Source organism: Arthrobacter sp. C9C5, from assembly GCF_013359735.1.
GTDB lineage: Bacteria > Actinomycetota > Actinomycetes > Actinomycetales > Micrococcaceae > Arthrobacter.
This window is the reverse complement of record NZ_JABFMX010000009.1, coordinates 148,458-159,285: the sequence shown is the minus strand read 5'-3', so window position 1 is coordinate 159,285 and position 10,828 is coordinate 148,458. Positions and strand designations below refer to the sequence as shown.

Sequence of the window (10,828 nt, the reverse complement as noted above, 5' to 3'; positions counted from 1 at the left end):
GCCGCCGCCTCCGACCCCGGCCCCGGCCCCCGGCGGTTCCAACCAGGCAGCACTGTCCTCGGCCATGGGCAAGGTAGGCGCGCCCTACTTCTACCAATACGGCGGAACAGGCGCCTACGGCTTTGACTGTTCCGGCCTGGTCCAGAACGCGTTCGCCGCGGCCGGCAAGAGCCTGCCCCGCACCGCCGCCGAGCAGTTTGCGCAGGCGCCGGTGAAGGTGCCGCTTGCCGCAGCACAGCCCGGGGATCTGCTGGTCTGGGGCTCCGCCCCGGGGTTCTACCATGTGGCCATCTACCTTGGCGGGGGCCGCGTGGTGCAGGCACTGAACCCGGAGAGCGGGATCACCGTGACGGACCTCGCGTCCATGTCCGGGATGCAGCTCTACCCCTACGCCGCCCGGTACTGATGCCAGGGATCGGCGTCGCCCGGATGCCCTAGGAGAGCACATCCTTCGTGGTGAACCGGGCGTAGGCGAGGGCACCGAAGACGGCCAGGTACCCGCCCTGTAGCAGGGCGTTGGCGGCGAACGAGTCCCAGACGATGGGCTGGCGCAGTAAGTCGGCGAAGTCGAGCCAGCGGTGGGTAAAGAGCCAGGGGTGCAGCCACTCCAGTTGGGGCAGCGCATCGGCGACCTGGGATACGACGGCGAACACCACCGTTGCCGCCATCGCGCCGACGGGCACGTCCGTGAGGGTGGACATGAACAGGCCGATGGCGGACAGCCCCACGAGCGACACCGCCAGGTAGGCGGCAATCAGCAGCAGCCGCGCCAACGCCTCGGCGGCGCCGATCGAGTCCCCGGACAGCAGGGTCACGGGACCCACCGGGAAGAGTGCCGCGCCGATGCCTGCACCGACCAGGGCCACCGTGAACGGGGCCGCGACGGCGAACACGACGGCGCCCGCGAACTTGACCACCAGCAGCCTTCCCCGCCCGGCCGGGGCCGCCAGCAGGTACCGCAGGGTTCCCAGCCCTGCCTCGCCGGCCACGGTGTCTCCCGCGACCACCCCGATCGTGAGCGGCAGGAACAAGGGGACAGCGACCAGCATGGCCGTGACGCCGGCGAACAACCCGTTCTGGCTGATCCGGTCCAGGAACGCGGGCCCGCGCCCGGGCGGCACCGCCGAGGAGAGCCGCACGGCCACGGCGATCAGCACCGGGATGGCGGCCAGGGCGAGCAACATGGCCCAGGTCCGGCGGCGCCGGAACAGGACGCCCAGCTCGGAGCCGAGCAACCGCAGGCCCGGCACCCTCGGGCCCGGCGTACCCGGGCTGGGCGCACGCGGCACTGTCGGATCACTGGGCAACGTCGAAGCCCTCCCCCGTCAACTCCACGAAGCGGTCCTCGAGGCTGCCCTGTTCCACGGCGAAGCCGCGGACCCGGACATCCGCGGCCACGAGGGCCGCCACCAGCTCCTCCGGCGAAGGGGCACCCGCAGCGGAGCCGGCAGGCAGCGGCGCATACAGCACCTCACCCCAGGTCCCGGCGCTCCCCCCGTTGGAAATGCCGCCGCCGTCGGGGGTCAATCCCAGGCCGGCCATGACCCTGGCCGCGGCCCCGGCGTCGGGCGTCAGCAGGCGGACCCTGGACTGCCCGGCCTGCCGCAGCTCCGCCAGTGGGCCCTGCGCCACCAGGCGTCCGGCACTCATGATGGCCGCGTGCGTGCAGATCTGTTCCACCTCGGCCAGCAGGTGGCTTGAGACGAACACCGTGGCGCCGTCCGCGGCCAGGGACCGCACCAGGTGCCGCACCTCGCGCGTGCCCTGCGGGTCCAGGCCGTTGGTCGGCTCATCCAGCACCAGGAGCTCTCGGGGTGCGAGCAGCGCATTGGCGATCCCCAGCCGCTGCTTCATGCCCAGCGAATAGGCCCGGACCTTCTTGTCCGCAGCGTGCGCCAGGCCCACCCGTTCCAGCGCGGTGCGCACCCGCGCGCGCCGCGTCCCGGCCGGAGCCTCCGGGTCGGCGGCGTCGAAGCGCAGCAGGTTCGCGGCTCCCGAGAGGAAGGGGTAGAAGGCCGGCCCCTCGACCAGGGCGCCCACCCGCGGCAGCACGGTGCGCAGTTGCCGCGGCATCTCCTCGCCCAGGACGCGGACCGAGCCGCTCGACGCAGCTGCGAGGCCCAGCATGATCCGGATGGTGGTGGTCTTGCCCGACCCGTTGGGGCCCAGGAAACCGAAGACCGAGCCCCGGGGCACGGCCAGGTCGACGCCGTCGACCGCCATTTGCCGGCCGAAGCGCTTGCTCAAGCCCCTGGTCTCGATGCTCAGCTCGGCGGACGGCAGCTCGGCGGACGGGGGGAGGGCGGTCACCGGGCGGCAGCCGCGGCCTGGAGCCGCTCCAGCGGGACCGACCCCGCGAAGATGCGGCCGTCGTCGAGGATCAGCACGTTCACCAGGGCGGTCGAAAGGAGCCTGCCGCCGGGCACTGGCACCGTCGCCTGGGCCAGCAACGACGCCGCACTGCCGGGGCCGCCCTGCTGCTCGGGCGCTCCCTTGGCCGGCGCTGCCTTGGCCAGGGAGCCAGCCGGCAGTTCGACGACGGATTCCCAGCCGGTGCCGCTGACTTTGACCTTGGCCTTCGCCGCCGCGCCGCGCTTTTCCTTGGCGCCGGTTGCCTTGTGGTCCGGGACCGGGAGCTCCTTGACGGTGGCACCCGGCGGCGGGCTGAACTGGAAGATCGCGGCGTCCGGCGCCCGCAGCGAAAGCTTGGTGAATGCGACGCTAAACGCCGGATCGGACTGGCCTCGGGCCTTCACTTCGACGCCGAGCGGCATTCCGCTCTGGCCGTCCACCGAAATCGAGATGGAGGCCAGCAGCGTGGCCGAGGACCTGGGCGTGAGCACCAGCTGGTAGGCGGCGCGGCCGGCGACCTCAACATCCGTCCCGACGCTCACGTTGCTGCTCCGGTCGAGTGCGGCGAGGAGCTTCGCGGCCAGGCGGTCCGGTGTCGGCACGGAGTCCTGTCCGGACGGGTGATGACCGCCGGCCGGGAGGACCGCGTGCGCGGCGGTGTTGTCCTTGGAGTTGTAGAACCAGAGCTGATCGCCGTGCCGGATGACGTCACGTTCGGCGAGCCGGTCCAGCACCTGGACGCGGGCGTTGTCCGCCCCGTCGCGGTAGACCCGGGCCGTGTGCGGTCCCGTCAACAGCTCCAGCCAGGCGGTGTCGCCGGACGCGGATCCCGGACCGGTTTTGGGAAGGTCCGGCAGGCCTAGGTTCGAGGTCTGTTCCAGGGTTCCGGAGAAGGACGGGTCGCGGTGCTGGGCGATCAGCTCCAGCACCTGCTCGGGTGATTTGGCGGGCAGCGGGTCCCCTGCGCTGGCCGGCAAGGATCCCGCCAGCACCCCGGCGGCGATCACGGCGGGAACGGTTGCGGCTGGCAGCCAGCGCAACCAGGTACGGGTCATTGCGACCGCGCTCCATCATGGCAGCTCATGTATCAACATTACGCCCGGACGCGGCCGGCATCACCGTGCCCCGGCAGATTCCTCCGGGGCACCGCCCGCCGGTAGCCGGCCGGCCTCCCGCGGCCTGTCCGGAACGACGGTGCCGGCGGCGCCGTCGACCGTAACGGCCTGCCCGGTGACGATCAGCGAGGTAGCGTCCGGGACCCCGACGACCGCGGGAATCCCGTACTCCCGGGCGACGACGGCGCCGTGCGAGTTGGGGCCGCCCATTTCCATCACGAGGCCGCCGGCAGTCAGGAACAGCGGCGTCCAGCCCGGATCCGTGGACGGTGCCACGAGGATCTCGCCGGGCTCCAGACGCGCGCCCTGCGGCTCAAGGATGACGCGGGCGGTGCCGGTGACGGTGCCGGCCGATGCGGGCGTGCCCGTCAGGACTCCGGGGGTTCCCGCCCCGGCGGCGCCGGCCTGCAGCGCCTCCGGTTCCGTCCCGTCCGAGAGCAGCACCCGCGGGATGTGGCGGCGGCCCAGTTCGCGGGCATAGGCTGCGCGGCGTTCCGCGACGAGGTGCTGCAGCGGGCTCCCGGCGAGGCCGTCACGGACCTCGATCAGGTCAAGGAAGAAGACGTCGTCCGCGTCCGTGAGACGTCCGGCCGCGGCCAGTTCCGTCCCGATGGCCTGGAGCTGTCCCCGCACCGCAGCCATCGCCTCGACGATGTGGTATTTCGGCAGTTCCCGCAGCCCGGCGAACATCCGGGTGCGCTTCAGTGCCGCCCGCACCAGCGCGGCCCGCAGCCTGCCCCGCTCCCCCGCGGCGGTGACCAGGCGCTCCACCTGGGCCTCGGCGTCGCGCGCCGCCTTGCTGAACTGCCGGTCCGGGGCCTGGCCCGGATCCTCCAGCCGCAGGTAGTTGGCCAGGACCCCGAGGATATGGGTCGGATCGTCGGACCAGCGGGGCATCCCGAGGTCTATTTCCGCCACCGCCCGGTGCCCGTAGCAGCCCAGGAACCCGGCGATCCCGGACTGCACGACGGCGGGCAGTGCCCGGGCTCGGTAGCGGCGGACGAGGTCCGGCACGACGGCTTCATCGAAGCCTGCGCCATCGAAGACGGCGGCGGCGCCGGCGTCGGCCCCGATGGCTGAGGCGAGCCGCCAGAGGGCCAGGTCCATTTCGGTGGTGACGTTGTTGGGCAGCCCCCGCAGGACCGGTTGCAGCGCACCGGGGGCGGCGGCAGGTCCCAGCAGCCTGCCGGCGGCCGCGAGCAGGGCAAAGCCCAGGGCCGGCAGCGGGAGGATATTGGGCACCACCGGGAAGAGCTCGCGGCCCAGGATGCGCTCCACGTGGTCCAGCCGCTGCACCGCGGTGGACCCGGCGGGGACCACCAGGGCGGCCCGGAACCGTTCGCCGAACCGTTCCGCCCGGCGCAGCGCGGCCTCGGGCCTGAACAGGGCACGAAGCAACGACTCGGGCACCCTGGCCCGCGCCGCCACAGGGCCGATGTGCCGCAACAGCCGCCACGGGGACCTGCTGGTGACGGAAAACCGGGGGTCCCCGAACAACTGCCGCAGCACTGCCGCGGAGCGGGCTTCCATCACGTCGAAAACCCGCGGCACGACGGCCCGCCCGACGGCACTGCGCACCACCGGGGTCAGGTCGAAGAAGAGCCGCTGCCCGGCCTGGACGTACGGCGCCGGCCCGTCGAGCGGCGCGGGAACCTCGAAATGCGCCGCGCGCGCCACGGACGAGGCGATCAGCCGGAAGCCTGCCAGCCCCATCGGGGTCAGTGGCCGGGTCAGGCCCTGGGCCAGGCTGAAGCAGAGGTAGACGCGGGTTCCGACGCGGACCGGCGCCCGCTCCGGCCCCTCCCGCCGCTCCGGCAGGGGGTAGAGCGTGGTGATGGGGCGCGACTGCGTCAGCCACGCCGCTCCGCCGCCGTCGATCGCCCATTCCAGGTCCTGCGGCGCGCCGAAGTGCACCTCCGCGCGGCGGCCAAGCAGCTCCAGGCCCAGGAGCCGGACATCGTCAACACAGGGCTGCTGGTTCGCGCCGGACCGGGCGGTCCGCTCGGTCCCGCCGCCCGGAAATGGCCGAATGACCACCGCCTTGCTCCCTATCCGGCGCTCGAGAATTCTCCGGGTTGCGCTGTCAATGACGAAGTGGTCCGGGTTGACCGCCCCGGACACCACGGCCTCGCCGAGGCCCGGGCTGGCATCGATCACCGCCTCGTGCCGCCTGCCGGTGACCGGATTGGCGGTGAACAGGACGCCGGCCACGGCTGCGTCCACCATCCGCTGGACCACGACGGCGAGCGACACGGCCGCCGGGCTGATCCCCTGGGTGGCGCGGTAGCTCACGGCGCGGTCGGTCCAGAGCGAGGCCCAGCACTGTCGGACGGCGGCCAGGACTGCGTCGGCGCCCACGACGTTCAGGAAGGTGTCCTGCTGTCCGGCGAAACTGGCGAAGGGCAGGTCCTCGGCGGTAGCGGACGAGCGAACCGCCACCGGGGTGTCCGTTCCCAGCGCCGCGTAGGCCTCCCTGACGGCCTCGGCAATGTCCGCCGGGATGTCCGCGGCCATGACCAGACGGCGGGCGGTGGCGGCCAGTCCGGCGAGTCCCGGAAGGTCCCCAGGGGCGGCCGCGGCCAGCCCGGCGTGGACGGTGTCGAGCCCGGCACCCAAGGTGGCTCGCCGGTAGGCCTGCGTGGTCAGGCAGAATCCGGCCGGCACCGGAAGCCGTGCGCGCAGCAGTTCGCCGAGGTTGGAGGCCTTGCCGCCGACGGCGCTCAGCAGCTCCGCGCCGACCAGCTCCAGGCCGAGCACCAGCCCCGGGCGCGGGCCCGGCTCATGCTGCGGCTCGTATGGAACGGGTACCTGTTCCACCTGCCGGTCCTTCCTTCACTGGGGAAGCGCGTGCTCCTGGGTCGGGGCTACGAGTCGCCGAGCATCGGTCCGAAGCTGGGCCGGTCGGCCAGCCGCGGGTCCTCCCGGTCCGGAACCACCATGACGGGGCCCTTCGCGTGGTGCAGGATGCCGTCCGAGGTGGATCCGAGCAGCATCCCGGCGAAGCCGCCGCGGCCGCGGGTGCCCACCACCACGAGTTCCACGTGCCGGCTCGCCTCGACGAGGATGTCGATCGGGGACCCGTCGACGAGCTGGGTTTCGACGTCGAGCCGGGGGAAGTGGCTCTTGACCCAGGCCACGCCGGCGTCGAGCTGGACCCGGATGTCGGCAAAGAGGGCCTCACGGTCCATCGGGGCCGGAACCCAGGCAAGCGAGCCGCTGTACTGCGGAACGGCGCAGACCAGCCGCAGCGGTGCAGAGAGGCGTTCGGCCTGGGCGGCCGCTTCGAGGACCGCCACCCGGGCCTGCTCGGAGCCGTCCACGCCCACCACCACGACGTTTTCCACCGGCTGGCGGCCGGACTTTTCCCGCTCGGCCCGGACGTGCTTGTCCTCCGTGGTCTCGCCCAGCCGGTCGCCGCAGATCAGCGGCACCGTGACCGTGGGGCATTTGGCGTGGGCGGGAAGAGCGCTGCTGACCGAGCCGAGGAGCCTGCCCACGAAGCCGCCCCGGCCGCGGGTTCCGAAAACCAGCAGCTCGGCGGTTTCCGTCATTTCCAGCAGGACACCGGAGGCGTCGCCGTTCTCCACGGAGGCATCGACGTCGATCGTGTACCCGGCCACCTTGTCCAGGGCCTGCTTCAGGATGGCCTCCGCGCCCTCGCGGATCACCGAATCGTCCACCGTCGCGTACCCGCCGTCCAGCCCGGAAGCGGCAAAGACGGGCACCGAATAGGCGGTCACGATGTGTAGCGGACGATGCCGGCGCTCGGCTTCCCGGGCAGCCCACACCAAGGCGCAGTGGCTGTGCTCCGAGCCGTCCACACCGACCACGATGCCCCGAGGAGCGGAGCCGTTGCCGGCCGCGTCCCCCGCCGGATCCGGATGCACCTGTTCTCGGGCCATGGGGTCCGCCTCCTCGCGTTACGTGGCTGTGTTGCGGCTATTCTGCCAGAAGAGTCAGGCCGCGGCTGCCACCCCGGACACAGGCAAGGTTTACCCAGTGTTTACACGGCCGCCGGCGGCCCCGGAAACCCGCGGATCAAGGGTTAACGCGCCTGCCCGAACCGGTGTAAACCTGCATAAACCCGTAAAAATACAAAGTCTGGCCGGCCCTGTTCACAGCCCGCAATCTTGGGTATCCTCTGAGTCGTTGCTGAACCGAGACTCGTCTTTCAGATCGCAGCCTCCCGCGCGGAGTGCGTCAGGACGGATCGACGGAAAAGCGTTCCGGGCATGGGCCCGGAACCCGCGTTATTCGAGGAGGGACCCCGCAGTGTCGAGCATGCCTGTGTACGGCGGAATCGAACGGACCAGCACTGTGGTCATCGGCACGGGCCTGTCCGGGCTGGCGGTTGCCAGCGAGCTGCAGCGCCGCGGGGTTGGTGCCATCGTGGTGGACGGCCTGGATCTACTCGGCGCCGGGAACCCGGCCAACACTTCCTCGCTGCAGCGCTGCGACGCGGCGGACGCGGCCACCCGCCAGGAGCGCAACGAGATCCTGCGCCACCTGCGGAACTACGCCGCGAGCCACCACCTCGATGTCCGTAACAACGTCCGCGCCCTGCAACTGGACCACCTCGACGCGGACGGCCGCCTGGACTTCCACGGAACCGGGCACCCGGCACAGCAGTGGGCCGTCAGCACCCCAAACGGCGTCCTGTACGCCGACCACCTGGTCCTCACCCGCTGCGCGCACAGCCAGCTGCGCCGCATGCTGGCCGAGCTGGGGGTGGCCGCGGGCCAGAACCTCATGGCCGCCATGCACGCACTCGGCATGTACCTCGTCGGCGTCGGCGAGCTGATTACCCCCACGCCGAAGGAAGTCCTGCGCCAGGCCAAGCTGGTGGGCCAGGCGATTTCCGCCAAGGTCCACCCGGAAGGCATGCCCTCGCTGCTGTCCGCGGGGCTCGCGCTACCGGCCTAGGAGCCGGCTCCGGCCTAGGCCCGGGGTTCCCCGGCGGGTTCGTCCGGGTTGGCGGTTGCGTCGCCCGCTGTTTCGCTGTCGCTGTAGCCGTCGTCGCCGCCATTGAGCCGCCGCTTTGCCATCAGGCCCAGGGCCACCAGGATGCCCACCGCCACCGCCACGAAGACGACGATGCTCCACGGAAAGGGCTGCGAGGCGTCCGGCGCCGGCGAGGGCGCAATCGTTGTCCCCGGCTGGGCGGTACCCAGCGTCGGTACCGTGCCCGACGCCGGGGCGGCGCCGGTCGCCGAGGCGCCGCCCGCCGCGGTAAAGGTGAAGGTGCCCTCAATCGGGTGGCCGTCCGAGCTGGCCACCCGCCACTGCACCGTGTACAGCCCGGCCGGCGCGCCCGCCTTGAGCTTCTGCGAGGCCACGTTGTCGACGATCTCCACCGCACCGTCGGCCCAGTTGCTGCCGGCGGCGCTGACCTTGATCTGCGTGCCGAGGGCCAGCGGGTGATTGCTGAGCGTGAGCGAGACCTTTGCGGGCGGGGCGGGCACCGTCGCGCCGGCGGCGGGGCTGGTCGACTCCACGGCATCGTGGGCGGACGCCGGTCCGGCGCCCAGCAGCGCGGCGCCCAGCAGGAACGCAACCAGCGTGATCAGGCCCAGCAGGGCACCCGGAAGTTGTCTGGTCAAACGCATGGCTGGCCCGCTCCTAGTGTTGGCTTCCTTACAGACTAGGCGAGTTTGGCGGGTGGGCGCCGTCACGCCTAATAGGATTTAGCTAACACCCCTTTTCCCTCCCGGAGGACCAATGCTTAAGCAGGGCTCTGCACTCGACCGGTATTTCAAGATTTCCGAGCGGGGGTCGAACTTCTCGCGCGAGATCCGTGGCGGGTTCGCCACGTTCTTCGCCATGAGCTACATCGTGGTCCTGAACCCGCTGATCCTCTCCGGCCCGGATTCCTCCGGCGGAACGCTTGGCTTCCCGGCCGTCGCCGCCGTGACCGCCCTCGTGGCCGGCATCCTGACCATCCTGATGGGAGCCTGGGCCAAGCATCCCTTCGCGCTGGCAACCGGCCTCGGCGTGAACGCCTTCGTGGCCGTCACCGTCGCCACCAACCCGGGCCTGACCTGGCCGGACATGATGGGCCTGGTGGTCCTCTCCGGCGTCACCATGCTGATCCTGGTGCTCACCGGTTTCCGGACCGCGGTGTTCCGGGCCGTCCCGGAAGGGCTGAAGACGGCGATCGTCGTCGGCATCGGGCTCTTCATCGCCCTGATCGGCCTGGTCAACGCCGGCTTCGTCCGCCGCATCCCGGACGTCGCGGGCACCACCGTCCCCGTCGGCCTCGGCTTCGACGGCAAGCTGCTGGGCTGGCCCACGCTGGTGTTCGTGATCGGCCTGGTCCTGACCATCGCCCTCGTGGTGCGCAAGGTCAAGGGCGCGATCCTGATCGGCATCATCACCTCCACCATCCTGTCCGTGATCCTGGAATTCACGCTGCACATCGGGCCCAGCTTCGACGGCAAGAACTTCAACCCGCAGGGCTGGTCCCTCGTGGCGCCAAAGTTCACCGAATGGGCCGCCCCGGACCTGTCCCTGATCGGCAAGGCCAACCCGTTCGGCGCCTTCGAGCACCTCGGCTTCGTGGCCGCGACCCTGCTGGCGTTCGTGATCCTGCTGAGCATCTTCTTCGACGCCATGGGCACCATGGTTGGCCTGGCCACCGAGGCCGGCACCATCGACAAGGACGGCAACATCCCCAACGTGGACCGCGTGCTGCAGATTGACGCCCTGGGCGCAATCGTGGGCGGCGGCGCGTCCGTGTCCTCCAACCAGATCTACGTCGAGTCCGGCGCAGGCATCGGCGAAGGCGCCCGCACGGGCCTGGCCTCGATCGTCACCGGCCTGCTGTTCCTCGTTGCCATGTTCTTCACCCCGCTGATCAACCTGGTGCCGTTCGAAGCCGTGGCTCCGGCGCTCGTCGTCGTCGGCTTCATGATGGTCTCCCAGGTCGGCAAGATCGACTGGCAGGACTGGGGCATCGCGATCCCGGCCTTCCTGACCTTCACGCTGATGCCGTTCACCTACTCGATCGCCAACGGCCTCGGCGCCGGATTCATCTCCTTCGTGCTGATCCGACTGGTCCAGGGCCGCGCCCGCGAAGTGCACCCGCTGATGTGGGTCGTGGCCGCCGCGTTCCTGCTGTTCTTCGGGATCGGCCCGATCGAGGCCGCGCTCGGCATCCACTAAGGATCTCCGCACCGTCCTCTCCGCCGAGATGACAGTTCGCGGCAGTGTTTTTGAAAAACATTGCCGTGAACTGTCTCCCCACCCGCACCCTCACCTCGCAAGCTCGGTCAGGGAACCCTGCGGGTGTGGGCCCACGTTGGCGTTTAAGCGGCGTTTAACCGGAGTTTCCGGGATTTCGGACACTCTGACGGCGGCGCTGC

General features: G+C 71.0%; 9 protein-coding genes. 3 read left to right on the top strand and 6 right to left on the bottom strand.

Annotation, left to right across the window (positions count from 1 at the left end; all coding sequences use genetic code 11):
- A partial coding sequence (locus HNO80_RS09310; protein ID WP_175322562.1) for a C40 family peptidase occupies positions 1–406 on the top strand: 406 nt, incomplete at its 5' end.
- 28 nt (positions 407–434) lie between these two features.
- On the opposite strand, the gene HNO80_RS09305 is transcribed toward HNO80_RS09310, so the two are convergent.
- From HNO80_RS09305 to HNO80_RS09285, 5 genes are all read right to left on the bottom strand, one after another.
- A complete protein-coding gene (locus tag HNO80_RS09305) occupies positions 435–1,289 on the bottom strand; it encodes an ABC transporter permease (protein ID WP_349627297.1) in 855 nt (284 codons plus the stop codon).
- A 7-nt stretch (positions 1,290–1,296) separates the two neighbouring features.
- Positions 1,297–2,223, bottom strand: coding sequence for an ABC transporter ATP-binding protein (locus tag HNO80_RS09300; RefSeq protein ID WP_175322576.1), 927 nt, complete (start codon positions 2,221–2,223; stop codon positions 1,297–1,299).
- Between the two features lie 83 nt (positions 2,224–2,306).
- Entirely contained in the window at positions 2,307–3,407 is a 1,101-nt protein-coding gene (locus tag HNO80_RS09295; protein WP_175322561.1) for a LolA family protein, read from the bottom strand.
- Between the two features lie 60 nt (positions 3,408–3,467).
- On the bottom strand, positions 3,468–6,284 hold the full coding sequence (locus HNO80_RS09290; RefSeq protein WP_175322560.1) for a PEP/pyruvate-binding domain-containing protein: 2,817 nt from the start codon (positions 6,282–6,284) through the stop codon (positions 3,468–3,470).
- Between the two features lie 47 nt (positions 6,285–6,331).
- Complete coding sequence (locus tag HNO80_RS09285) at positions 6,332–7,369, bottom strand: universal stress protein (protein ID WP_175322559.1); 1,038 nt, start codon at positions 7,367–7,369, stop codon at positions 6,332–6,334.
- Between the two features lie 379 nt (positions 7,370–7,748).
- On the opposite strand from HNO80_RS09285, the gene HNO80_RS09280 reads away from it, so the two are divergent.
- Positions 7,749–8,390, top strand: a complete 642-nt coding sequence (locus HNO80_RS09280; protein WP_175322574.1) for an NAD(P)/FAD-dependent oxidoreductase — start codon at positions 7,749–7,751, stop codon at positions 8,388–8,390.
- A 14-nt stretch (positions 8,391–8,404) separates the two neighbouring features.
- Here the strand turns inward: HNO80_RS09280 and HNO80_RS09275 are convergent, their stop codons facing one another.
- Complete coding sequence (locus HNO80_RS09275; RefSeq protein WP_175322558.1) at positions 8,405–9,073, bottom strand: copper resistance CopC family protein; 669 nt, start codon at positions 9,071–9,073, stop codon at positions 8,405–8,407.
- A gap of 112 nt (positions 9,074–9,185) precedes the next feature.
- Here HNO80_RS09275 and HNO80_RS09270 point away from each other — a divergent pair, with 112 nt between their 5' ends.
- Positions 9,186–10,628 carry an NCS2 family permease gene (locus HNO80_RS09270; RefSeq protein WP_175322557.1) on the top strand — a complete coding sequence of 481 codons (1,443 nt, stop codon included), beginning with the start codon at positions 9,186–9,188 and terminating at the stop codon, positions 10,626–10,628.
- Positions 10,629–10,828: the final 200 nt, after the last annotated feature.